We start from the raw sequence: 22,974 nt of genomic DNA, 5'->3' as shown, positions 1-22,974 counted from the left end.
ACGTTACTCCCTATATTTAAAGGTGTTCAGCCAGTGTGTGAATCCCCGATCGGCAATCGGAAGCATCTCCCGATAAAAGCGTTTGTCGCTGCCGGCCTTATTTCCGGCACAGAGCACGACCGCAGTACGATTCGGGTCAAATGCAAAAAATGCCCTGATTGGATCACCCCGGCTCTGAATACGCAGCTCCTTCATATTGATATAGGCTGAACCTCTGAGCGTATCTGCATAAGGTCTTCCCAGGCCCGGCCCTTTCTCCCGCAATACCATTAATGCAGCCAGCACACAGGCACGGTCGGTGTCATTAAGTAAGCTAAACCAGCGATCAAACCTGTCGGTCGTTTTAACCAGCCACACAAGATATCCTTATCAATATAGCTCAGGGGCTATATAGGTGTAAAGCGATAATGGAGTGTGATGCAGAATCAGCCGGAATGCATGCGTCCCTGGCGCGAACAGCGAGAGGTATTCCGCCTTATCAGTGAAGAACGCATAATAATTTCACTGTTTTGCGACCCACGTCGGATCAGATAAGGGTGCGGCTCAGGGGATGGCTACACTAAATGAAAAAGCCCGCTCGGGCTGACTGAGCGGGCTTATAAATCGGGAGGGTTTGAAACTGGAAGGTAAGCGGTTGCAGAATATGCGCCTTCTTACTGACGCTATGCTCTCTCTTTATCCGGCTTGTGCAAAATGCAGCCGGTTCACTTCAGCGCTTTTTTCGCCAGAACAGCAAAGTTGCCAGCGCGGTCAGTACACCGATCAATGGCATCGTCGCCGCACTGGCAAGGAAGTTATGCTGATCGATATCCTGGTTTCTGCGCATATCTGCCAGCCGTGTCAGTGCCTGCTGCTCATCAGGGGCGCGGACCTCCTCAAACTGTTTTTTATACCCCTGCTCCGTCAGCGCGACGGCACGGGTGACGTCTGATCGATTCACTGCAACCGTGTGTCTGCCCCTGGTGTAAAAGTTATAGTCTGACATTCATGTAAGCTCGCGTGCGTAAAGGTGAGTTAAACAACCTGCATTAATCAGCTCTGCGTAACAAATCCCTTAGCCTGCCTGACATATTATCTTTAAAAGAGTAAATAAATTGATCTTAATCAATAAAAATTTCTCAAATTAATGTAACGGCATCACCTGCATCAGACATTCCCATTTGATTTTAATATCAATGACATTAAGGTTTCCCCCTGAAGATTAGCAGGCCGATAGTTTCCAGGGAAAACAATGGCATTCTAATTAAGAAGATAAACTGAAATATATAATTTTTATTAAAGCTTCACCCCACCCTGACGATAAGAAGAAGATGACAGAGATTATTTAATCGCCTCTCTCCCGCTTCAGAAACCTCATTAAAGGTGAAACTTATGGGCCTTGCTCAACACATCTCCAGTATTAAAATTGGGAAAAAACTGGGTGCCGGTTTTATCATCGTCATCGCCGCCTCTCTGGCTATTACCTGGCTCGCTTTCGATTGCTTCAGTCGTATCAAAGATAACTCGGCACGACGCACCATCACCGTTCAGATGGTAAACACCTTAAGTAATGCGCGCCTTAACCGCACGCTCTACCAGTACACTAAAGATCCTGAATTTGCCGCCCGTAACGTACAGGCGCTGAAGGAGTTGGATACGCTGTATCAACGCCTCAGTGGCTTTCAGTGGGACGAACTCGGTCAGCAGAAAGTCGCGCTGATGGGGCAGTTGCTTAACGATTATCAGAAGCAGCGACAGAAATTTGTCACCGCCGCACAGACCACATCCCACGCCTTTGATGCCATTAAACCGGATGCCCTGATTGCCCTTGCGCATCAGTCGGAGTCGCTGGATCTGGCATTGACCCCTGATGCCGGATTACCCGTCATGCGTCTGGCCGCCGCGCTGTTTGATGCCGCAAACATTGAACAGGCGTTTCTGGATAAACCCTCTCAGGCCAGCAGAGAGTCAGTCGTTGAGGAGTTCACGGCGATCACCACGCTGAGTGAGCAGCTGGACAGCCTTGCACAGCCTGCAATTAACGAAGTGTCCCGCACGGTCCTCAGCACCCTTGCGCAGCAGCGCGAGGCGCTAACGCGCTATGTCGATGCTGCAGAGAAAGAGAAAAGTGAGTCGGCGGGTCTGACCACCAGCGCTGAGCGTCTTAATGCGGCGGTTTCCGATACATTCGCTTTCCAGTCACAGCTCTCTGCGGAATTTATCAAACAGGCAGAGTGGCGCATTGCTTTTGCCGCACTGATTTGCGTGGTACTGAGTCTGCTGATCGCCTGGCGGATCACCCGCAGCATTACCCAGCCTCTGAAAGAGACGCTGAGCGCCGCGCAGCGTATTGCCGGGGGAGATTTAACCACCTCACTGACCACAACACGTGGAGATGAATTCGGTCAGCTGATGCTGGCGGTCGATGCCATGAACAGCAGCCTGCAGAACATCATCACCAACGTGCGTGACGGCGTCAGCAGCGTGGCACGTGCCTCAGCGGAAATCGCAGCAGGCAATACCGATCTCTCCTCCCGTACAGAACAGCAGTCTGCGGCCGTGGTCCAGACCGCAGCCAGTATGGAAGAGCTGTCGTCGACGGTTAAACAGAATGCGGAAAATGCGCATCATGCGAGTCAGCTGGCGACAGAGGCGTCGGTGAATGCCGGTCGCGGTGGCGAGATCATCCGTGATGTGACGGTGACAATGAACAGCATCAGCCAGAGTTCCGGCAAAATTGGTGAAATCATTCACGTCATCAACAGCATCTCCTTCCAGACCAATATCCTGGCGCTCAACGCCGCGGTCGAAGCCGCACGTGCCGGTGAACAGGGACGCGGGTTTGCAGTGGTCGCGGGTGAAGTGAGAAATCTGGCACAGCGCAGCGCGCTGGCGGCCAAAGAGATTGAGACGCTGATCCGGGAGTCACTGGACCGGGTCAGTGAAGGGTCCGGATTTGTAGAACGCGCGGGGTCCACCATGGATGATATCGTCCGCTCCGTCAGTCAGGTGAAAGATATCATGGGCGAAATCGCTGCGGCCTCGGACGAGCAGAACCGGGGCATCTCCCAGATCGCCGTGGCGATGGCCGAGATGGACACGACGACCCAGCAGAACGCCGCACTGGTTGAAGAGTCCTCTGCAGCAGCGAGTTCACTGGAAGCACAGGCAGAGGAGCTGGAAAAAACGGTGGCGGTGTTCCGCCTCTCTGGTGCTCAGCACGCCGTCAGCCGCCCCGCGCCTGCTTCAGCGCCTCGCCTTGTTCCGGCCGTGCCGCTTAAGGCTTCTGCAGAGAGCAGCTGGGAAAGTTTTTAACTGGGTATCGTCTGGCCAGTCCTGATCAACAGGGCTGGCTGCGCGATGATCGTTCAGGCTGAATAACGCGGGCGGGGAGATAAATAGGGTCTGGCGAGAGGAGTGTCGTCCATGACAGTTTCTCCGGCCGGTATACGCTTTCGCGCAACCTGTGAGGTTATTCGCTTCGTCGTTTTCCGGCCGGAGCCGGACTACGTCCACTGGTGTCAGTTCAGTTGCTGCTAGTTCAGTTCGTCGTTCAGGCCTGTAAGTGTCTGCAGATACGGCACCTGTTGCTGGGCAATCGCCGGTGACGTAAAACTGCTCAGCCAGCTTCGGGCCTCGGAGATTTGCGTCAGCCGGTCGGGGTTGCTCTCGGATTTCGCCATGTATCCCAGTTGAGTAAAGAGTGATGCGATACTGATTTCCCTCTCACCCAGGGCAAGGCTCAGTGCCGCTTCGCCAATAATTACGTGGCCTTTCTCGTCGTTTTGAATTAACACAGAAAATCCTCCATTGGTACGAATTGAAAACAACCTCACCAGAGACTGTAGTCGTAAAAGAGAGAACTGCCCGAATTTATCACTAAAAATCGCGCAAGTTGCTGAACAAAATACTAAATGTTTTTTTGCCATCCCTTCACTGTGTCTCTGCCCTGCCAGACCGGGAGTCGTCACTCAACACACAATCGGTTATGATCCTCTGCCCTTCATCGTCCGGTTTTACTATGTCTGCCATTGTCGATACGTTTATTGCTCCGCCCTGCCATGACGAGATCACCCTTCTGTTTCAGGATGATCATCTGCTGGTGGTGAATAAACCCAGCGGGCTGCTCAGCCTTTCCGGTAAGAATCCGCAAAACCTCGATTCAGTGCATCACCGGCTGGTCAGACTGTTTCCGGGCTGTACGCTGGTGCACCGGCTCGATTTTGGCACCTCGGGACTGATGGTCGTCGCGCTGAATAAAGCGATCAACGCGGCGCTCAGTCAGCAGTTCAGCCAGCGCAGCGTGAGCAAAACGTATCAGGGGCTGCTGTGCGGCCATCTGGCTGAGGATGAAGGTGTGATTGATGCCGCCATCGCGAAAGATCCGGCGCAGTTTCCCCGCATGACAATCTGCCCGCTTCAGGGCAAGCCTGCGAGATCGCGCTTCCGGGTTATCGCGCGCGGCCACTGGCAGGGACGAGAAGGAATGGAGGTGGCGGTTACACGGGTTGAGCTGACGCCGGAAACGGGGCGTACCCATCAGCTGCGCATTCACTGTCAGCAGCTGGGGCACCCGATTCTGGGCTGTGATCTCTATGGCGGGCAGGTGCTGCCGGGCGCTGAGCAGGCGGAGAGGCTGATGCTGCACGCCAGTGGATTAGCGTTTACACATCCGGTCAGCGGTGAGCCTCTACACGTCTCAGCCGCCAGCCCCTTCTGACTGCCTCAGTCCGCGGTTACCACATCAAGTCGTCCGGTACTTTGAAATCGGCATAGGGATCATCTTCGTCCTGTACGTCTTCGCTCAATGCGCTGTTCAGGACGATAGCACTGGCATCACGCTGGGCAATTTTATCCGCCACGCTGGCCGGGATAATGGCGTACTGGCTTTCGCCATTTTTGTCAGCAGTCAGGCGGGCAATGGCGAGACGGCCATTAATCAGTTGGGTCTGCGTCAGCTTATCCACCACGATTTTTTTAATCAGGTTGTTGTCGGTAAAGTTGAAGCTGATGTCGCCTTTTGCCACCTCGATTTTGTTCATTTCGATCAGCTGTTTGACCTGTGCTTTGTACTCTTTCGACAGGACGGCCAGTTTCTGCTGCTCGTTAAGTTGCTTATCGCGCTCAAGCTGCGCTTTTTTGTTGTCTTCGACCGCCGCTCTGGCTTCACGCGCCTGAACCCGGGATTTCTTCGCTGTGCGCTGAACCTTATCCATTTTTTTGCTGGATACCAGGCCTGCTTTCAGCATCTGCTCTTGTAAGGTGAGTTTTGTCATTGTCGTCTCTGAATCTGTTAAATATTGTCCGGGATTATACCTGTAATCTTTCAGGCTGTGCCAGGCTGACGCCGCGATTGCGGGCTACGCCTCAACACTGTGCTACCATTCCCCGGTCAGAATCACCTTATTGAGCACCATGTCCGAAATTACGAAACGCAAAAATGACCCGGAAGGGCTGAAAAAACGCATTATCGCAGGCGCACTGAAAACCTTCGCAGAGTTTGGTATGCAGGGTGCCAGACTGGAGCAGATCGCCGAACACGCTCAGACCACCAAACGCATGGTGGTCTATCACTTTGGCAGCAAGGAGCAGCTCTATATCGAAGTGCTGGAGCAGGTCTATCAGCAGATACGCGCGCATGAAACCGATCTGAACCTGGCCGCCATGACGCCGGAGCTGGCCATGACCCGCCTGGTGGAAGCGAGCTTCGATTACCACGTTGCCCATCCCGACTTTATGCGGCTGGTCTGCAGTGAGAACCTGCTGCGCGGTCGCTACATCACGCAGTCACCGCAGATTAAAGCGCTTAACCGCAGCGCGCTGGATCTGCTGGATGACATCCTGGCCCGCGGTCAGCAGGAGGGCGTTTTTATCGCCGATGTGCAGACCATCGACGTTCATCGTCTGATCAGCAGTATCTGTGTTCATCACGTCTCAAACCGCTACACCTTCAATGCCCTCTTCAGTCCGGATAACAGCGAAGAAGAGAGTATCCGGCGCAATCGTCAGCTCGCTGTCACCGCCACACTGCGCTATATCCGCAAATAATTGCTCACCACTCTGGCTTCGCTTACCCATGGTCTACGCTTAGTAAACATTCGTCATTAAATTGCCATAAAAGGAACGCTGTTGTGAGCAGAGACGCACGCCTCTATCCGCTTCGCCAGACTCATGTTGAACCCGATGATGATGCGCTCTGGAACTGGGCGCAGAACGCTAAAATCGGCAGCCGTCATCAGGTTCAGCGCCCCGCCAGCGAAGCGGAATTACAGACGCTTATCCGGGAGTCACGCGGCCAGATTCGGGTCATCGGCAGCAAGCTCTCCCCTGGACGGATGCTGCACGTCAGTGAAGATGATTTACTGCTCGACCTCAGCGCGCTCAGCGGTCAGCTTGCCAGCGATGAGGATAGCGTGACCTTCGGGGGAGCCACCCCGCTGGATCAGGTTTATCGCACTCTGACCCGCATGAACCGCATGCTGGCGTCGTCGCCGGGTGTGATTGCCATTCAGACCCTGGCAGGGGCGATGGCCACCGGCACGCACGGCCAGGGATTGCAGCAGAGTTCGATTGCCGATGAAGCACTGGCCATCCGCATGGTGCTGGCCGACGGCAGCGTGCGCGAGTTTGTCCGGGGCGACGCGGATTTCCCGGCAGCTCAGGTCTCTCTGGGGGCGCTGGGTATTGTCACCGCCGTGACGCTGCGCACCGGGCCATACCGCATCTTCACCTGCCATAAGAACGCGGTCTCTGCCGATACGCTGGAAGAGGATCTGCTGTGCTGGAACAACGATTACCCTCTCAGCAAAGCCTGGTGGTTCGTTGACGACAATCTGATGCATGTCTGGAACGCCCATGAAGCCAGCGAGGAGGAGCGCCAGCGCTATGAGCAGCAGGGGCGCAAAGTGGTCGAGCATGAGGGCGAAGCGGATGACAGTCTGAACGAGACGATCGATCAGACCCTGGCGCACATGCACCGCGATACCCAGATTCAGGGTAAAGGCGGCAAGCAGTTTCGCACCGTGACCCGTTTTCGCGACTTCACAGATGTTACCGGTGACATCTATCAGCTCTTCTGCCGGGGCATTGCGGTGCCACAGATCAACGTAGAGATCGGCGTCCCGCTGGCAAAAACGCCAGCCATCATCCGCCGGATAAAGCAATGGTATGCAGAGAACCGGCCGCATATGCACTACCCGATTATTCTGCGCTGCACCGGCGCCTCCTCGGCCTGGCTCAGCCCGGCCGCCGATCAGCCCACCTGTTTTTTCGGCTTTGTCGTCTATTACGCCGACGATGGTTCGCTTTCGCAGGAGGGTCTGCACTTCCTGACGGAGGTGGAGAAACTGCTGGCCGAAGAGGGAGGACGCCCGCACTGGGGCAAGTATTACGATGAAGAACGCTACAACTGGCGTGAGATCTATCCGCAATGGGACGCCTTCCGCGCCCTGCGCAGCCAGCTCGACCCACAGGGACGACTGGGTAACGACTACATCACGCCACTTTTTGACTGAGGAAAGCCATGTTTGCCTGGGTAACGCTGTTAACACAACCCGATTATCTGGTGGGCGTACAAGCGCTGCACCGTTCGCTGCAACAGAGCCACAGCCAGTGGCCACTGGTGGTGATGACGACTCCCGCCATTTCTGAGGCGGACAGTCAGCGTCTGCAGGATGCAGGCTGCGTGATTGAGCCGGTTGAGCCACTCTATCCGCGTGAAGATCTGGATCAGCACTACGCCTCGGCGCAGTTCGGCGAGGTCTGGACCAAGCTGCGCGCCTGGCAACTGACGGATTACGAGCGCGTCGTTTTTCTGGATGCGGACATGCTCGTGCTGCAGAACATGGATGAGCTGTTTACTCTGGATCTGGGTGACAATCTGCTGGCGGCCTGCCACGCCTGCCGCTGCAATCCCAACCAGATCGCCTCCTATCCGCCGGAATGGCAGCCGGAGCAGTGTCACTACACCTGGCAGGCACGCGGCGAAGCTGCGCCACAGAGTGTGGATCTCTACCTCAACGGTGGTTTTCTGGTGCTGAAGCCCGATAATGCGGTGTTTGAGGCGATGGAAAAACGTATTGCCGCCATTGATGACCTGAGCGCCTATCCTTTCTCGGAGCAGGACCTGCTGAATGAAATCTTTGCCGACCGCTGGAAGCCGCTCTCTTATATCTACAATGCGCTGAAAACGCTGCCGTTCCAGCACCGCGGGCTCTGGCAGGACGATGAGGTGAAAAACCTGCACTACATACTGGCCAAGCCGTGGAAGCGCGATCTTAACCAGCCTGAGAGCCAGCGCGATCGCTTCTATGCGCTGGATAAGCTGTGGTGGGAGAAAAGCGGCCTGATCTGATTTTAAAGGGCGGGAAGCTCTCTTCCCGCCCTGCCCCCTTCTTATCTGCACTCTTCCTGATCTGCCGTTACACTTCCACCCAGCGCCGCTGCTCAGCAGAGTGCGCGATCGCTTCCAGCACCTTCTGCACCTGTAACCCCTCGGCAAAATCGGGCCACATGCGGTCGTCCGCCGCGATACCGTTAATCAGATCGCGGACCTCTACCGTTTTCTGGTCGTTAAAGCCGATGCCATGTCCGGCTGAAACACAGAAGTTCGCATAGTCAGGATGGGCGGGTCCCGTCAGGATCGTTTTAAATCCCTGTCGCCCGGCGGGCTCGTCATGCAGATAAAGCTCAAGTTCAGCCATGCGCTCCTGGGTGTAACGCAGCGTGCCTTTGGTCCCGGTCACAACATAGGTCAGGCCCATTTTCGCGCCGCAGGCGATACGCGAGGTTTCAATGACGCCGTGCGCGCCATTGCGGAAGCGCAGCAGCGCACTGGCCTGATCTTCGTTTTCCACCGGTAACTGACGTCCGGGCGCTTTCGGGTCGGGTCGTGCGGTGATGACCGTCATCATGTCACCGCTGACTTCCGCAATATCACCGACCAGATAGTGCGCCATGTTGACGATATGCGCCGCCAGATCGCCCAGCGCACCCAGCCCTGCCAGCGCTTTCTGACAGTGCCAGTCGAGCGGTGTCTCCGGTCTGGCAAGATAATCCTCGTTATGCGTGCCGTAAAAATGGACCACCTCGCCAATTTCTCCGCGGGCAATGATCTCTTTCGCCAGCTGGCTGGTCGGGTTCTTCATGTAGTTAAAGCCGACCAGCGTTTTCACCCCTGCCGCCTGCGCAGCGCTTACCATCTCCTGCGCATCCGCCACGCTTAAGGACAGCGGTTTTTCTGAGTAGACATGCTTGCCGTGGCGTATCGCCGCCAGCGCCATCTCTTTGTGCAGAAAATTGGGCGCGCAGATATCCACCACATCAATGGCGGGATCGCTGACCAGCTCGCGCCAGTCTCCCGTGGAACGCGCAAAGCCAAAGGTGGCTGCCTGACGGGCCGCCAGCTCTGGATTTACCTCGGCCAGCATCTCCCGCACGATCTCACCTTTCAGCGCAAACACGGTCGGGGCCTGAGCATAAGCAATCGCATGGCAGCGCCCGATATAACCACTGCCGATCATGCCGATTCGGACTTGTTTCATTTCAGCTCCGGATATTCATTTCAGGGTTGAAATGAAATCTACGTTTCGTTTTATCTGCTGACAAAGGCGTAATGAAAACTTTGTGACGGCAGTAAAAAACTATCCGGGCAAACCACGCCTCGTGCCGCCTGGCAAGAGAGGTAGAACGGTAAAACACCTCATAAATACCTCAGTCTGCCGCACGGGCTGTGACACCCCGTTCAGCGTCTGACGGACTTCTTCTGGTGTATTAAACGCCGTACTGGCGACTATTTCAGCAGTCGCGCAGATTTATGAAAAAGAGCTTTGACATGGCTCAGCGTGGCCGTTACTATGCGCCCCGTTCAAACGATTCCTCTGTAGTTCAGTCGGTAGAACGGCGGACTGTTAATCCGTATGTCACTGGTTCGAGTCCAGTCAGAGGAGCCAGCTTAGAAAAAGCAGATATCTTCGGATATCTGCTTTTTTGCTTTATAACGATCGCACCCACCTTCCTCTCAAAGTCACTGCTGTTAAACCATGCCAGGCTACCTCTTTAACGGATAAAAGTGATCCTGACCTGACCCGGCTTACCTGTTCTCATCAGCTGCCTGACAAAAAACGTTGTCGGAATTGCTGACAGGACGGACTTCAGTAATCTTAATGCTGACGATGCGCCGACCATTCCGCGATGCCATAAAGCCGACGCAAAGTCGCTTACAAAATCTGGTGCCACAGGCTGCATATGACGTTCGTCAGAAACACCTGTAGCAGGACTTCTGCCGGGTCAGACTCAGAGTAAGGTTTTATGGTTACGTCAGGTTTTTAATAATTGAGACAATACGATCTTCCCCACGCAAACCCATAGATTTTATTAAGGCTTTATTTATTCTCTCACTAACAAGGAAGTAGAGCATTTCCATATTATTATTATAGAGAACCGTATAAAGTGCTGGGGATATTATTTTTAAATTCCTTGCTGCCAATGCAGCCACCTGAACCTTTCCATAAAGAGACGCCACAGTAACGATGAGCAATGCATAGTTATTTAACTGAGTCATTACTTCAGCCTTGAAATTAAAGGAATTGACTATGACTATTGATAGTGAATTTGCAATTGAAATTTTAGTTGCTTTTCCACCATAATAGTCAGCTATCTTTTTTGTCAGCACCATATCAAGAGACTGTATCTGGCTATTACTTATATTTTTTAGCTCCTCGTTAAAATACATTTTCATCATGTCACGAATGATGTCTTGTCTTTTGTATATTTCAAATATATTTTTCAGAAACCGTTTGTCTTCTTCTTTAAGAATAGCGCACTCGCCCGCGTACTTATCAAAAAGGCATGAGCTGTACCACGACGCTCTCTCAACCCCTGATTTAACATCCTGCAACACGCTTTTATTATTCTGCGCTACCCCATACATGGCCCGCTCGAGCGCTTCGGCTGCACTCCTGTCATTATTCATTCTGAACTTCACTATTGATGATACAGACATTGTAGGCTTTCCTTTCCTGTGGTAAAAAGTACATGATAGTTTGCATACTATATCATGAGGATTTTACTTTGAAGAAATGGACTTTTACTGCTCTTACTTTTATTTTTTCTTTTATTCTTTTAGTTGTGCTGCTCTTTGAATTTGTATTCCGCTTATTGACTGCTGACTTTGTTATCAGTTTAATGGATAAATTAAGCTTCCTGGGTCTTCATGCCTCTCTGGAAACCCTTGTTGCGCTGCTGGTTTTATTTTCAGCTTTGGTTGCTCTTATTATTTCTGGCTTGATTTATTCAAAATTTAAAAGGTGAAATGATGAGTTTTTTTTCAGCATTCATCAGGGGCCAGCTTGGCTACATCAGTGCGCATGTCATCGCTATATGCCTTTTCCTGTTCTACTATTTTGTCATTCCTGATTACTGGTTTTTATGTACGTTGCTTACAATAGTGACAGGTGGAGCGATTAGTATCTACAGGGCCACTAAAAATAAAAAAAAGCGCTGAAGTGGATTTCTGCGCCCAGAGTTCTGTAAATTAAACATTCATTTGAGTAAAGCCGGATTGCACAGTTTCTGGAATTCCACTCAAGCCTCCGCACCGGGATGCAACGCCACCGGCGGGAATTTTCCACTCTCCTTTTACCGGAACATCCTGACCAGCCTGAGATGAGAGGCAAAAAAAACTGCACCCTACTCAGTCGGGTCTCCGACCTTTGAGGTGCAGCCAGGTTTCAGCTTTTAGAGCTATCAGAGTTCAAAGCGATCCAGATTCATCACTTTGGTCCAGGCGGCCACAAAGTCTTTGACGAATTTTTCACGGGCGTCGCTGCTGGCGTAAACTTCCGCCGAGGCGCGTAACACCGCGTTGGAGCCGAACACCAGATCGGCGCGGGTCGCGGTGTAGCGGGTTTCACCGCTGACGCGATCGCGTCCGATGAAGGACTCGTTGCTCGCATCGGCAGCCTTCCACTCGGTGCGCATATCCAGCAGATTGACAAAGAAGTCCGTGTTCAGCGAACCCACTTTGTCCGTGAAGATGCCGTGCTGGCTGCCATCGAAGTTAGCGCCCAGAGCACGCATCCCGCCAACCAGTACCGTTAACTCCGGCACGGTCAGGGTCAGCTGCTGCGCCTTGTCGATCAGCAGGTTTTCGGTGGTGGTTTTGCCGAAGCCGGTGCCGTAGTTACGGAAACCATCGGCACGCGGTTTCAGCAGGTTGAACGACTCAATGTCGGTCTGATCCTGACGCGCATCGACACGTCCTGGCGTAAAGGGCACGTCGACGGTCACGCCTGCCGCTTTCGCCGCCTGCTCAACCCCGACCACACCAGCCAGCACAATCACATCCGCCAGCGAAGCCTTGTTCACTTCACGCTGAACCGCTTCCAGCGTCGGCAGCACGCGCGCCGCAACGGCGTTAACGTCCCACTCGCGCTGCGGCAGCAGTGCCAGTCGGGCACCGTTGGCACCACCCCGTTTGTCGCCACCGCGGAAGGTTGACGCCGAGGCCCAGGAAACGGAAACCAGCTCGCTGACGCTGAGGCCGGATGCGGCAATCTTCTCTTTCAGCTGCGCAATATCCGCGACGGTCGGATGATAAACCGGTGCAGGCAGCGGATCCTGCCAGATCAGATCTTCCTGTGGTACTTCAGGTCCGATGTAGCGCGCTTTCGGCCCCATATCACGGTGCGTCAGCTTAAACCATGCACGGGCAAACGCTTCGTTGAACGCCTGCGGGTCGTTGAGGAAGCGACGCGAAATTTTTTCAAATTCCGGATCAAAACGCAGCGTCAGGTCGGTCACCAGCATGGTCGGCTTGTGTTTTTTCGCCGTGTCAAAGGCATCCGGGATAATTTCCGGCGCATTGACCGCTTCAAACTGGATAGCGCCTGCCGGGCTGCGCGTCTGCACCCACTCATATTTGAACAGGTTCTCGAAGAAATAGTTGCTCCACTGGGTAGGCGTTTGCGACCAGATCACTTCCAGGCCAGAGGTAATCGCATCGGCACCTACGCCGCTGCCGTGGCTGTTGACCCAGCCCAGACCCTGCGCTTCAATCGGAGCGGTTTCCGGGTCGACACCGACATGGCTGGCCGGAGCGGCACCATGGGTTTTACCCAGCGTATGGCCACCCGCAATCAGTGCCACGATCTCTTCGTCGTTCATGCCCATGTTGCCAAAGGTGGCACGAATAGCCGGGGCGGCAGAGGCGGGATCGCCACTGTGTTCCGGGCCTTCCGGGTTCACGTAGATCAGACCCATCTCGGTCGCGCCAAGCGGTGACTGCGCCAGCGATTCCGGATGACGATGTTCCAGCCAGGTCGCTTCTTCGCCCCAGTTCACATCCATATCCGGTTCCCAGACATCTTCACGTCCCGCACCAAAGCCAAAGGTGCGGAAGCCGGAATTTTCCAGCGCGACGTTACCCGCCAGGATGTAGAGGTCGGCCCAGGAGATCTTCTGACCATACTTCTGTTTTACCGGCCACAGCAGGCGGCGGGCTTTATCCAGGCTGACGTTGTCCGGCCAGGAGTTTAACGGAGCGAAACGTTGCTGACCACGACCTGAACCACCACGTCCGTCTACGGAGCGATAGGTTCCGGCGCTGTGCCAGGCCATACGAATAAAGAGACCGATATAGCTGCCCCAGTCAGCGGGCCACCAGGCCTGTGACTCCGTGAGCAACCCTTTGATGTCCGCTTTCAGCGCTGAGTAGTCTAGTTTTGCAAATTCTTTGCGGTAATCGAAGGATTCATCAAGGGGGTTTGAACGGGATGAGTGCTGATTCAGCAGGTCAACGCGCAGCTGATTAGGCCACCAGTCACGGTTCGTTGTTCCGCCGCCCGGCGCCTGATTTGGCTGCGCTGACTTCCCTGCATGAAAGGGGCATTTGCCCGCTGGTGCTTCGCGATCAGCTTCACGGTCGGCTTCGACGATTGGCTTTGCATCTTTTGCATCTTCATCAATGGAATTGCTCATGGTCACACCTCTTTTTGTATTTTCATCGCTACTCTATAGAGGATTTTCAGGAAGGCACACCTGTCTTATCCTATATGATTGATAGCTTATCCCTTTGAATAAGGTCTTATTTAACAGCTCCCAACGATGGCAAACGGCTGTTATCCGCGTCACCTTCAGCGAAACGACACCGTTCTTCATCAGACTATTCTGGCAAACTGCGTTTAACAACCGGCTGATGAAAGAGTTGCTGACCGGTAACGCAATCCGGTGCATAAAGCGTGCGTGATCTGTTGCCAGAACAGCCTTGAAAAGGCGTGGGGATACAGAGAACAAAGAACAGGCAGAGCGGAAGAGAAAAGAGGTGGGGCTGACGAGGGGATCGGATCAGGAACAAAACCGCAGCGCCCTCCGCAGGAGAGCGCTGCCGGTCATTAACGCCAGCCCAGCTCCGGGGCGACGTACTTCAGAATCGCTTCAATCACATGGGCGTTATAGGCCACACCCAGCTGATTTGGCACGGTAAGCAGCAGCGTATCGGCTTCAGCAATCGCCTCATCCTGCGCCAGTTGCTTAATCAATACCTCTGGCTCAGCAGCATAGCTGCGGCCAAAGATGGCGCGGGTTTTCTCATCGAGAAAACCGACAGAGTCACGGTCGTTGCCGCTGCGGCCAAAGTAAGCGCGGTCCATGTCGTTGACCAGCGCAAAGATGCTGCGGCTGACAGAAACACGAGGGGTATGCTGATGCCCCGCCGCTTTCCAGGCTTCACGGTAGGCGCGGATCTGCTTCGCCTGCTGAATGTGGAACGGCTCGCCCGTTTCATCATCTTTCAGCGTCGAACTCTGCAGATTCATGCCCATTTTCGCCGCCCACTCCGCCGTTGCGTTGGAGCCGGAGCCCCACCAGATACGGTCGCGTAACCCTTCAGACAGCGGCTCCGGGCGCAGCAGACCTGGCGGGTTCGGGAACATCGGCTGAGGGTTCGGCTTAGCGAAGCCTTCTCCGCGCAGCACCTCCAGAAACTCCTCGGTGTGACGACGGCCCATATCGGCATCGCTTTCCCCTGGTTTGGGTTCAAAACCAAAGTAGCGCCAGCCATCAATAACCTGCTCCGGTGAGCCGCGGCTCAGACCGAGCTGCAGACGACCGTTGGAGATCAGATCGGCTGCGCTGGCATCTTCCACCATATAGAGCGGGTTTTCGTAACGCATGTCGATTACGCCAGTGCCGATCTCAATCCGGCTGGTGCGTGCCGCGACCGCTGCCAGCAGCGGAAACGGTGAGCTGAGCTGACGGGCAAAGTGGTGGACACGGAAGTAAGCGCCATCGGCACCCAGCTCTTCCGCGGCAACCGCTAAGTCGATCGACTGCAGTAATACATCCTGCGCCGTGCGGGTGGCTGACTGTGAAGAGGGGGTCCAGTGACCAAAAGATAAGAAGCCGATATTTTTCATCTGTCATTCTCCTGACGGGATAAACGCCCGTGGATGTAAGGCAATTTCTGATAGGCAAAGGTTACGCCCTCCGCGCCACAACTGATAGTCAATATCTTTCAGCGCTATATTCAGGAATTTCGACATAGCCCGGCTGATTATCTGCTTTGCTTATTTATCCCCTGATGCAGCCCGATCTTCGCGCGGGGGGACTACCCTATCCTGACCGGGAGAAACCTGATGACTAACCGGCTCGCGCTGCCCATGTACGCGATTCACCCGCCCGCCACCCGGGCGCTGATGCAGGCCATTAAGACGATGCTGGCGCGGCGCGGCATAGAAGCGCAGCCGGTCTGGCCTGACGACCTGCAGGCACACTGGCAGGATGCGCATATGCTGCTGAGTCAGACCTGTGGCTATCCACTGGTCACCCGGCTTACCGCAGTCCAGTCTGTCGGCACCTTTCACTATCGGGCGCCCGGCTGCAGCGGTCGCGACTACCGCAGCTGGCTGGTGGCGCGGGATAAACAGGCGACGCTGACCGATTTCACTGGCCGGCGGGCGGTGGCGAACAGCCTGGACTCTCACTCCGGCTATAACGCACTGCGGTTTGTTGCGGCGCGTCAGGGCGTCACCTTTTCTCAGCTCATCCTGAGCGGCGGGCATCGCCGGTCGCTGGCTGCGTTGCAGCAAGGCCATGCCGATATTGCTGCGATCGACTGCGTCAGCTGGGCGCTGCTGGCGCGTTATGAACCGCAAGCACTGGAGGGCCTGCATATTATCGGTGAAACACCCCTTGCACCCGGACTGCCGCTGATCACGGCAGCGTTAACCTCCTCCACCCGGCTGGCGCATCTCCGGATGGCGCTGCACCAGCTGGTGCAGGAGACGGCCTGGCGTGGCGTCTGTGACGACAATCTGATCGGCGGATTCAGCCCGGCAGAGCGGGACGATTATCAGATTGTGCTGGACTGGGAGCACGACGCGGCTGCGCAGGGCCTCCCCCGGCTTTAACGTTTTACGCCCTTCCGGCCCGCCGCTCCGTCAGCGGAAGCCCTGCTCTGCCCGTCGGTGACACCCGCATCGTTCCTTTTCTGCTGACGTCAGCACTGGTAAGCCCGCTCACACCGCTTTAAGGTAGAGGTTTTCAGCAACGGGAGATGCAGATGCGCATTCTGATGGCAGGAGCCGGCGCGACCGGCGGATATTTTGGTGCCCGACTGGCTCAGGCGGGTCAGGACGTCACGTTTCTGGTGCGCGAACGCCGTTTTCAGCAGCTGCAGACGAATGGACTGGTGTTACAGACGCCGCAGGGAACGGAAAAGCTGGAACCGCAGCTGATCCAGGCCCGCTCGCTGAGCGGCCACTATGACCTGATCATGATTACCGTAAAGAGTTTTGCGCTTGAACAGCTCATGGAGGATATCGCGCCTGCGGTCGGCCCTGACACGCTGATCATGCCGATTCTCAACGGGATGCGACACATCGCAACACTGCAGCAGCGTTTCGGTGACGATAAGGTGATAGGCGGCCTGTGCAAAATCAACGCCACGCTGGGTGACAGCGGTGAAGTGATCCAGATGACACCGCTGCATCAGCTTTACTACGGTGCGCTGGATGGTAATAACGATGCGCGCCTGCAGCGGGTTGACGCCGCCCTGCGCACCAGTCAGGTCGATAACCGCTTCAGCGATAACATTATGGATGAGCTGTGGGAGAAGTGGCTGCTGCTGAGTACGCTCGGGGCGGTCTGCTGCCTGGCGCGTGGCGATACGCAGCAGATACTGACCACCCGCGGGGGCGAAGCGCTGCTGCAGGGGATCTTCAGCGAGATTCTGGCGGTGATTTCCGCCGAAGGGTATCAGCCGCGTCCGGCCGTCACCGCCCGCATTTTTGAACTGCTGAACAACCCGGAGACCCCGATGACCTCCTCGATGTATCGTGACCTGACTCAGGGATTTGATATCGAAGCCGATCAGGTGATCGGTGACCTGCTGCTGCGGGCTAAACGAAAAGGTCTGATAACTCCGCTGCTTAACGCGGTCGATGTGAATCTGCAGGTCTATCTGCAGCAGCGCTAAGCCGGATAGCGGTAATCCGTTCTGACCGGGGCCGCATGGGTCCCGGATGGCAAAAGAGTGAATGTGTAATGAGCAGCAGCAGTGTGGCAGGAAATTTTGTTACACTCGGCGCTTCATCTTTTGGAGAGTGCAATGACTTCCCGCTCCGTGACCCTTGATGATGTCGCGCAACTGGCCGGCGTCTCATACCAAACCGTTTCACGTGTTTTAAACCGTTCTGAACAGGTGTCAGCCCGCACGCGGGAAAGGGTTGAGGCGGCAATGCAGCAGCTCAATTATGTGCCTAATCGCGTGGCACAGCAGCTGGCAGGCAAGGCGACGCGCACGCTGGGTCTGGCCACCAGCGACCTGGCGCTGATGGCACCGGCTCAGATCGCCTCGGCGATCCAGCAACGGGCCGCCGCCGCGGGGTATCATCTGGTGATTGCGATGGAGAGCGGTCATGATGCGGCCGCTACCGTGAATGAACTGCTGGCGCAGCGGGTCGACGGACTGCTAATCAACCTGCCGCTGGCGGCGGATGAGGCGCAGCAGATTCAGCTGTTGTGTGGCAGTAAGCCGGTGCTGTTTCTGGATGTCGAACCGCGTGCCGCGGTGGCGCAGTGTCAGTATCCGAACGCCTCCGGCGCGCGCGCCGCGGTTGAACATCTGGTGGCGCTGGGTCATCGCCGGATCGGCCTGCTCAACGGGCCACTGCGGTCGGTCTCGGCGCGTCAGCGTGAAGCGGCCTGGCTTCAGGCATTGGCTGAGCATCAGCTCACCCCGCACTGCTCTCTGCGCGGCGACTGGAGCGCGCAGTCGGGCTATCAGGCGCTGATGTCGCAGCTGCCGGACGCCCTGCCCCAGGCACTGCTGGTGGCGAACGATCAGATGGCGCTGGGTGCGATGCGGGCGCTGCATCAGTATGGCGTGGCGATTCCGGGCGAGATCTCAGTGATTGGTTATGATGACACCGCGGAAAGTGCCTGGTATCAGCCGCCGCTGACCACGGTGCGCCAGGATTTGCATTATCTGGGCGCGCAGAGCGTTGAGCGGATGCTGGCCCGGCTGCGCGGCATAGAGGTTTCTGACGCTGCGCTGGAAACCACGCTGGTTATCCGGGAAACCACCGCCCCGCCAGCCGATAATCCGCTCGATTTAGTCGCGCTGTCCCAACAGCTTCAGGCGATCGCCCGTCGGCTGGCCGGCCAGTAGCACCAGCTCTGCCGGCCGCCATAAAAAAACCCGCGCCACCGGGGTGGATGCGGGTCATCTTCAGTAACCGGAGCCGCTGCGCTCCGTTATCGGCTATCAGGCTTTCGGATGTTCACCCACGCCCATAGCTTTGATCTTTTTCGACAGCTCGCGACGCTCTTTCGAGAGGTCGGCGTTTTTGATGATGTACTCATCCACGCGATCTTCATAATCCACGCGCATGCTGGCAATGATCTCCTGAATAGCCTCAACGCTCATGCCCGGCTTGATGTATTCGCTCAGGTTGTCGAGCAGCAGAACGCGCTTCTGGTTGTCACGAATTTTCTTCTCGTTGTCGACAATTTCACGCTGCAGTTTGTTTTTGCGGCGGAACATACGCACGAACTCCAGTACGTCCTGAAATGACTGCTTGGCATTTTCCATGATGGCACCTTTCTTTAAGCCTGCTGACGCAGGGAGAGAGTCAAAACGATCAGCTTAGCGGCTAGCCCGCCAGGTAAGCAATTTTCACAGCTAAATTCAGACTGGCTCTTATCTTAGCGCAAAGAAACCCCGTTTCACATTAAGTCATTGTCTGAGGTGATTATTTGCGCAGCGCCATCCGCATCAGATCGGTCATCCGCTCCAGCTGTTTCGCCAGTTCCAGCGTCAGCCAGACGTAGCCGTAGATCGGCGTCTCCTCCAGCGCGTCGCTGCCCGCCTCCGCAATCAGACGCCGCAGTTCATCACTGATTTCAGTCAGTTCGTGACTGTTGGCGACCACCTCTTCCGTTTCCCCCTCGATTGCCATGACGGACAGCGCCCGCAGGGTGTTCTCGGTCATCTGCTGGGTGCGGCGTAAGGCGGGTGCGTTGAGCATAATCAGGTGGCTTTCACGCGACGCCCACCAGGCATTAATCTGCATCTCAATGGTGTAAACCATATTACGGTTAATGGTCTGAATGGCTTCCAGCACCGACTTCGGGATGCGCGTCTCTTTGCTGGACGGCTCCAGCAGCGCCCGCATTTTGATGACGCTGCTCAGCAATTTGCCCAGCGGCTTGTTAAGGCGCGGCTTTTCGACCAGATTGGGTGAGAAACCAGCGTGGTAGATTTTTGCCATCTCCGCCAGCGTGTCAGAGAGCTGGATGCGCCAGTGGGTATAGGCGCGCTGCGCCCAGATAGCGGTGAACAGCAGCGCCATCAGCGACCCCAGAATCACATCCCCGCCGCGCCACAGCGCCATCGTGAAGTCACCGGTCGGTGCCCCGACGACGACGCTGAGCGTAATCCCGATCAGCAACGCCATATAGGGGTGCTTGCCCAGCGTCAGGAAGCCACTGATGAACATGATCATGCCGCACCAGGCCAGCATCATCGGCATGGAGATCAGCTCCAGCTTCAGCGCAATCAGACCGGAAATCGAGCCGGCTACGGTGCCGCTGATGCGCTGCAGGGCGCGTGGGAAGACGTTTCCCCACGTAGAGATGGGCCCCATCACCACCACCAGCGTAATCAGGGGCCAGGTGCCTTCAGGGATATGAGTGGCCCGGACAAAGATAAAGCAGAGCAAAAAGGCGATGGCAATGCGCACGCCATGGACGGCGCGATAGTGGCGGTAAAACCAGAATTCCAGTTTTGAGATGGGTTTATCAGAACGCAAAGTGACTTTCCGGTTGCGGGATTATATTGCCGCTATCTTAACCCCGAACGGGGTTCAGGCTTAGCCTGCGCCCGCTATTTACAGACCATTTTGACGTTATCTTACAAATATCAACATCCGGCTCACATTGCCGCCCGTAAATTAAAAACAATTTATTACTGCTCGTTAACCTTAACCGGCGCCGGATCAGACGGGAAGCTGCTCCCCTGTAAAAACGGGCAGCTCAGAGGCTGCCCGTTTCAGTGGTGACCCATTGATCGATCAGAACTTCTGTTTGAGATAGTCGGTCAGGCGGGTGATGACACCGGCGGGTTCAACCGCACTCAGCGCCACCAGCGGATAGTGGGCGATCTCCTGATCTTTATCCATCACCTGAATCTCACCGATCACCTCATTGGCTTTCAGCGGCGCCTCCAGATCTTTGCGGTCGATGACATATTTCGCTTTCACGTTCTGCACTTCACTGCGCGGCAGCGACAGATAGATATCCTCTGCAGTGCCGACCTCGACCTGATGCGGATTGCCGTACCAGACGTTTTCGCTGCCAATCTTCTTACCGGCGTGGAACAGCTGAACGGTATCGAAGGTGTTCTGGCCCCAGACCAGCAGTTTACGCGCCTGCTCTTCACGCCCTTTCGCGCTTTTCCCGCCCATTACGACAGCAATCAGGCGATGCTTACCCACCACGTTGGAGGCGATGATGTTAAACCCGGCCGTTTCGGTGTGGCCGGTTTTCAGCCCGTCAACATGGAGGTTATTGTCCCACAGCAGACCATTACGGTTGTTCTGGGTGATGCCATTCCAGGTCAGGGTCTTCTCACTGTACATCGCGTAGAAGTCAGGCTCACCATCAATAATCGCGCGGGAGAGTTTCGCCATATCCAGTGCGCTGGAGTACTGACCCGGCGCATCCAGACCGTGAACCGTTTCAAAGTGGGTATTCTGCAGGCCGAGTTTCTCAACGTAGTGATTCATCATGCCGACGAAATTTGCTTCGCTGCCTGCGACATAGTCGGCCAGGGCCACGCAGGCGTCATTCCCGGAATCAATGATGACCCCGCGGCTTAAATCCCGGACGCTCAGCTTATCGCCAGGCTTCAGGAACATCAGCGAGGAGCCTTTGAACACCGGATTTCCCGCTGCCCACGCATCTTTTCCCACCGTAACCATGTCGTCACGGCTGATTTTCTTCTGGTCAATGGCGCGGTCGACCACATAGCCGGTCATCAGTTTGGTCAGGCTGGCGGGATTGCGGCGCTCATCGGGATTACCGGCAGTCAGAACCTGCCCGGTCATGGCATCCATCAGCACCCAGGAAGCGGCATCAATCGCCGGCGGCGTCACAGGAAACGGGATCGCATCGGCCTGTGCCAGCGAGGCCCAAAAAACAGTAGCGGTAACGGTGAACAGCAGACGCCTTTTCAACACTTCATCCTTAATTACACGGGAGAGAAAATTTCTAAAACGAAACGGAAACAGCCGCACGTTTTACGGCAAAAGCGTTGTGAAGGTTTGAATAAATTGAAAAAAAGTATGAACCGGGGTGCCTCTGCGTTCCTGAGAAGAGCCCTTAACTTCAGGCGCATAAGAATATGGTTTACCATAGAGACAGGCCCGGAACCGCTATAGTGGTTCGGTTACGCTGAATCATTGAGGCGTGTAACAGACAACCATCTTCACTCACCCTGCTGCGTGCAGAGGCGCAGAGAGCGGACAGAAATACGGAAGTGTCTCACTTCAAATCTTATGCTTACCTCTGATTCCCTTAATTGCGCAGAACATAGGTGCAGTTATTTTAAAAGTATTGACAGCCCGTATCAGATCACTTTTCTGTTTACAATATAACCTGAAGACCTTATTTTTAGTGTGGGTAATTACTTTGCTATAGGCAGGTGGCAGCCAGAGATTTATCCGGTGAGTAATTAACTCTCACTTTTTGCTAAGGGATTGAGCATGGCACTACATGGAAAAATGCTTCTCAATGGCGCTGATTACGCGCCATTTAATCTGTATGGCGTTGGGGTTTTTATGGCGCACTCCGGGCTGGGCGTCTATCGAAACAATGCGAATTGCGCAGCTATTCCAGACGTTGGCCCCACGCCTCCCGGTAAATACTGGATTGTTGATCGCAGAGAAGGTAACTGGTTCTCTCAAAAAAAAGCAGAAATCCATGATGGACTGAATAAGCTGGTGGGTCGTCGAGAGTTCGGCAGCACTGATTGGTTTGCTCTCTGGCGCGATGACTGGACGATAGATGATTATACATGGATAGAGGGGGTTGAGCGGGGAAATTTCCGGCTCCATCCAGGAACCGTGTCTAAGGGCTGCATTACCATTGCACACAATTCAGATTTTGCAATGATCAGAAATGCTCTGATGAATACTTCTCTTATTTCTGTTCCCTGTAAACGGTCACTTATGGCACGCGGCTGGGTGGAGGTGGTGGCCGGTGGCTATAAAAAAATTTGCCCTTAGTTTTGTCAGATTAGCTTATTTTGTAGTGCTGTTTTATTGCACTGGCCATGGTTTGCCTTCGCCAGAAGGTTACATTGACTATGAAATGGCCAGGAAATTAGCATTAATTATCAATGATAATGAAAATGCTGATTCTATATATGATGCCTATTCATATATAGACTTATTTATAATGCTGACTATCAGCACTCTTTTTTATATCGTAACAATG

The 22,974-nt window shown here is 54.9% G+C and carries 21 protein-coding genes and 1 tRNA gene; 11 read left to right on the top strand and 11 right to left on the bottom strand.

Annotation, left to right across the window (positions count from 1 at the left end; all coding sequences use genetic code 11):
* Positions 1-3 precede the first annotated feature (3 nt).
* Together F3I47_RS09430 and F3I47_RS09425 are read right to left on the bottom strand one after the other, a co-directional pair.
* Positions 4-357 carry a type II toxin-antitoxin system RelE/ParE family toxin gene (locus tag F3I47_RS09430; protein ID WP_150028785.1) on the bottom strand — a complete coding sequence of 118 codons (354 nt, stop codon included), beginning with the start codon at positions 355-357 and terminating at the stop codon, positions 4-6.
* 352 nt (positions 358-709) lie between these two features.
* A complete protein-coding gene (locus F3I47_RS09425; RefSeq protein WP_370461973.1) occupies positions 710-940 on the bottom strand; it encodes a hypothetical protein in 231 nt (76 codons plus the stop codon).
* 431 nt (positions 941-1,371) lie between these two features.
* Between F3I47_RS09425 and F3I47_RS09420 the strand changes: the two genes are divergently transcribed.
* A complete protein-coding gene (locus tag F3I47_RS09420; protein WP_150028787.1) occupies positions 1,372-3,294 on the top strand; it encodes a methyl-accepting chemotaxis protein in 1,923 nt (640 codons plus the stop codon).
* A gap of 221 nt (positions 3,295-3,515) precedes the next feature.
* Here the strand turns inward: F3I47_RS09420 and F3I47_RS09415 are convergent, their stop codons facing one another.
* Positions 3,516-3,776, bottom strand: coding sequence for a hypothetical protein (locus F3I47_RS09415; protein ID WP_150028788.1), 261 nt, complete (start codon positions 3,774-3,776; stop codon positions 3,516-3,518).
* 224 nt (positions 3,777-4,000) lie between these two features.
* Here F3I47_RS09415 and F3I47_RS09410 point away from each other — a divergent pair, with 224 nt between their 5' ends.
* A complete protein-coding gene (locus F3I47_RS09410) occupies positions 4,001-4,699 on the top strand; it encodes an RluA family pseudouridine synthase (RefSeq protein ID WP_150028789.1) in 699 nt (232 codons plus the stop codon).
* A gap of 16 nt (positions 4,700-4,715) precedes the next feature.
* Here the strand turns inward: F3I47_RS09410 and F3I47_RS09405 are convergent, their stop codons facing one another.
* On the bottom strand, positions 4,716-5,255 hold the full coding sequence (locus F3I47_RS09405; protein ID WP_046102161.1) for a DUF2058 domain-containing protein: 540 nt from the start codon (positions 5,253-5,255) through the stop codon (positions 4,716-4,718).
* 139 nt (positions 5,256-5,394) lie between these two features.
* Here F3I47_RS09405 and F3I47_RS09400 point away from each other — a divergent pair, with 139 nt between their 5' ends.
* The 3 genes from F3I47_RS09400 to F3I47_RS09390 all read left to right on the top strand — a co-directional run bounded on the left by F3I47_RS09400 (position 5,395) and on the right by F3I47_RS09390 (position 8,332).
* Positions 5,395-6,027, top strand: coding sequence for a TetR family transcriptional regulator (locus tag F3I47_RS09400; RefSeq protein ID WP_009089375.1), 633 nt, complete (start codon positions 5,395-5,397; stop codon positions 6,025-6,027).
* An 83-nt stretch (positions 6,028-6,110) separates the two neighbouring features.
* Positions 6,111-7,493: a D-arabinono-1,4-lactone oxidase gene (locus F3I47_RS09395; protein WP_150028790.1), complete on the top strand. Its 1,383-nt coding sequence runs from the start codon at positions 6,111-6,113 to the stop codon at positions 7,491-7,493.
* 8 nt (positions 7,494-7,501) lie between these two features.
* Entirely contained in the window at positions 7,502-8,332 is an 831-nt protein-coding gene (locus tag F3I47_RS09390) for a glycosyltransferase family 8 protein (RefSeq protein WP_150028791.1), read from the top strand.
* A gap of 67 nt (positions 8,333-8,399) precedes the next feature.
* Here the strand turns inward: F3I47_RS09390 and F3I47_RS09385 are convergent, their stop codons facing one another.
* Positions 8,400-9,521: a Gfo/Idh/MocA family protein gene (locus tag F3I47_RS09385; RefSeq protein ID WP_046102163.1), complete on the bottom strand. Its 1,122-nt coding sequence runs from the start codon at positions 9,519-9,521 to the stop codon at positions 8,400-8,402.
* A gap of 332 nt (positions 9,522-9,853) precedes the next feature.
* Between F3I47_RS09385 and F3I47_RS09380 the strand changes: the two genes are divergently transcribed.
* A tRNA-Asn gene (locus F3I47_RS09380) sits at positions 9,854-9,929 on the top strand.
* Positions 9,930-10,291: 362 nt separating this feature from the next.
* On the opposite strand, the gene F3I47_RS09375 is transcribed toward F3I47_RS09380, so the two are convergent.
* Positions 10,292-10,981, bottom strand: coding sequence for a hypothetical protein (locus tag F3I47_RS09375; RefSeq protein WP_150041083.1), 690 nt, complete (start codon positions 10,979-10,981; stop codon positions 10,292-10,294).
* Between the two features lie 68 nt (positions 10,982-11,049).
* Here F3I47_RS09375 and F3I47_RS09370 point away from each other — a divergent pair, with 68 nt between their 5' ends.
* The gene (locus F3I47_RS09370) at positions 11,050-11,289 is read left to right on the top strand and encodes a hypothetical protein (protein WP_150028793.1); all 240 of its coding nucleotides are present in this window, start codon (positions 11,050-11,052) and stop codon (positions 11,287-11,289) included.
* A 435-nt stretch (positions 11,290-11,724) separates the two neighbouring features.
* On the opposite strand, the gene katG is transcribed toward F3I47_RS09370, so the two are convergent.
* On the bottom strand, positions 11,725-13,956 hold the full coding sequence (gene katG, locus F3I47_RS09360; protein WP_150028795.1) for a catalase/peroxidase HPI: 2,232 nt from the start codon (positions 13,954-13,956) through the stop codon (positions 11,725-11,727).
* A 413-nt stretch (positions 13,957-14,369) separates the two neighbouring features.
* The gene (locus F3I47_RS09355; protein ID WP_046102167.1) at positions 14,370-15,392 is read right to left on the bottom strand and encodes an LLM class flavin-dependent oxidoreductase; all 1,023 of its coding nucleotides are present in this window, start codon (positions 15,390-15,392) and stop codon (positions 14,370-14,372) included.
* A 219-nt stretch (positions 15,393-15,611) separates the two neighbouring features.
* Here F3I47_RS09355 and F3I47_RS09350 point away from each other — a divergent pair, with 219 nt between their 5' ends.
* From F3I47_RS09350 to F3I47_RS09340, 3 genes are all read left to right on the top strand, one after another.
* Positions 15,612-16,385, top strand: coding sequence for a phosphate/phosphite/phosphonate ABC transporter substrate-binding protein (locus tag F3I47_RS09350; RefSeq protein ID WP_150028796.1), 774 nt, complete (start codon positions 15,612-15,614; stop codon positions 16,383-16,385).
* Positions 16,386-16,537: 152 nt separating this feature from the next.
* Positions 16,538-17,452: a ketopantoate reductase family protein gene (locus tag F3I47_RS09345; RefSeq protein WP_150028797.1), complete on the top strand. Its 915-nt coding sequence runs from the start codon at positions 16,538-16,540 to the stop codon at positions 17,450-17,452.
* A 132-nt stretch (positions 17,453-17,584) separates the two neighbouring features.
* Complete coding sequence (locus tag F3I47_RS09340; protein WP_150028798.1) at positions 17,585-18,646, top strand: LacI family DNA-binding transcriptional regulator; 1,062 nt, start codon at positions 17,585-17,587, stop codon at positions 18,644-18,646.
* Positions 18,647-18,742: 96 nt separating this feature from the next.
* Here the strand turns inward: F3I47_RS09340 and tmaR are convergent, their stop codons facing one another.
* The 3 genes from tmaR to dacD all read right to left on the bottom strand — a co-directional run bounded on the left by tmaR (position 18,743) and on the right by dacD (position 21,713).
* Positions 18,743-19,069, bottom strand: coding sequence for a PTS system regulator TmaR (gene tmaR / locus F3I47_RS09335; RefSeq protein WP_004571340.1), 327 nt, complete (start codon positions 19,067-19,069; stop codon positions 18,743-18,745).
* A 160-nt stretch (positions 19,070-19,229) separates the two neighbouring features.
* A complete protein-coding gene (locus F3I47_RS09330; RefSeq protein ID WP_009089353.1) occupies positions 19,230-20,288 on the bottom strand; it encodes an FUSC family protein in 1,059 nt (352 codons plus the stop codon).
* Between the two features lie 261 nt (positions 20,289-20,549).
* Entirely contained in the window at positions 20,550-21,713 is a 1,164-nt protein-coding gene (gene dacD / locus F3I47_RS09325; RefSeq protein ID WP_009089351.1) for a serine-type D-Ala-D-Ala carboxypeptidase DacD, read from the bottom strand.
* Between the two features lie 528 nt (positions 21,714-22,241).
* Between dacD and F3I47_RS09320 the strand changes: the two genes are divergently transcribed.
* Entirely contained in the window at positions 22,242-22,763 is a 522-nt protein-coding gene (locus F3I47_RS09320; RefSeq protein ID WP_150028799.1) for a DUF2778 domain-containing protein, read from the top strand.
* The last annotated feature ends 211 nt before the right edge of the window (positions 22,764-22,974 follow it).

The organism is Pantoea sp. M_10, from assembly GCF_008631515.1.
GTDB classification, from domain to species: Bacteria; Pseudomonadota; Gammaproteobacteria; order Enterobacterales; family Enterobacteriaceae; genus Pantoea; species Pantoea anthophila.
The sequence above is the reverse complement of the archived record's forward strand: the minus strand, read 5'-3'. Positions and strand labels throughout refer to the sequence as shown.